General features: G+C 38.7%; 1 protein-coding gene. It reads right to left on the bottom strand.

Annotated elements, in window-relative coordinates; genetic code table 11:
- Window positions 1–131 precede the first annotated feature (131 nt).
- Window positions 132–1368: OmpA family protein (locus E1176_RS05985; protein WP_185152657.1), on the bottom strand; the 1237-nt coding region annotated here is incomplete at its 5' end.

The following is a 1368-nucleotide window of genomic DNA, read 5'->3' as shown; positions in this document are numbered from 1 at the left end:
GCAGACATGCGAGTAGATATAAAGAAATCTTCATAGTTAACCATTAAAAAAATTCTATTGAAGTTAACTAAGAAGATTTCCAGAAACGACCGGAATTTGATGAGAGGTAATTGTATTTTATGGAGAGCAGCTTAATCCTGCAAAATCTCGATCTCCACCCTTACATTATGACGTGCTCTATGGCCTAATTTTTCATGTACCATGCGCTTACCACCCCAACCTTTTGTTTTGATACGAGACTCATCTACACCATTATCGATGAGATAATTTGCTACAATTTCAGCACGCTCTTTAGATAATTTCTTAGCAGTACCATAACCTTGCTTGTTATCATCAGATAATGTAAAATACTGTTTATCGTCACCAGGAGAGATAATTTTACCAGGAGCATTTCCATTGGTATGGCCATGTACTCTTATTTGATAATTAGGATTTTCTTTCATCATATCGAGCAAGCTGCGCAACTCATATTTAGACTCAGGCTTCATGATAGAGGCATTTTGAAAGAAATATACGTTGTACATAGTTACGATATCACCCTTTCTATACCTGATCATATCAAAATCTACCACGTACTTATCGCCTTGTTTTCTTACGAAAAGCTCAGAAGTATCCGGCTTCAGGTAGTTAAATGGAATTTGATTTTTTCTATATCCAAAATTATCAACAACCAACGCGAGTTCACCGGTGTGTGTTTCCGGGCTTGGTAGATCTACCGTATCACCAGCTTCAAAAACATCTAATAGCTTTGAGCGCTCTACATCAATTACCTGCACATCGCCTTCGATAGGCACTTGTGTTCTTGCATTAAGCACATTAAAATAAACATTAAGACGATCTTCTTCTTTTTCCTCAGATACCTCTTCCTCTTCTATTTCTTCCTCCTCTATTTCTTCCTCCTCTAAAACCTCCTCAGCCTCATTTTCTTCCACCTCTTCAGTCTCTGATTCTTCGGCTTTTGGTTTGTTTTCCTTCCCAGGCTTAACAGTTTCTGGTTTTTCTTTGGCTTCTACTGGTTCTTTTTTAGCCACTTCTTCTTTTCTTGGCTGTCCTATACTACTGCTGTGCACATACACCCATGCTTCACTAAAACCTTCCTTTTGTCTCAGTTTACGCATTTCTGCAATAGCCTCTTTGTAGTTTTTTGAATAGAAAGTATAGACGTAATAGTAACCTCTTCTACTGCTAAACCCATACTGAGCGTCTAGCCCCATGTTGCTTACCTGCTGGGCATAACGTTGCGCATAGGCTAGTTTACTCTCAGCATAAACACCCACAGTCACATAATAGCCTTCTGCTAAAGCTGGCTTATTATCAACGGCTGACTCACTGCTAAAAGTGGTGCTGCTAATAAGAATGATAAAAAGA

This window comes from Fulvivirga aurantia (genome assembly GCF_009711475.1).
GTDB lineage: Bacteria > Bacteroidota > Bacteroidia > Cytophagales > Cyclobacteriaceae > Fulvivirga > Fulvivirga aurantia.
The sequence above is the reverse complement of the archived record's forward strand: the minus strand, read 5'-3'. Positions and strand labels throughout refer to the sequence as shown.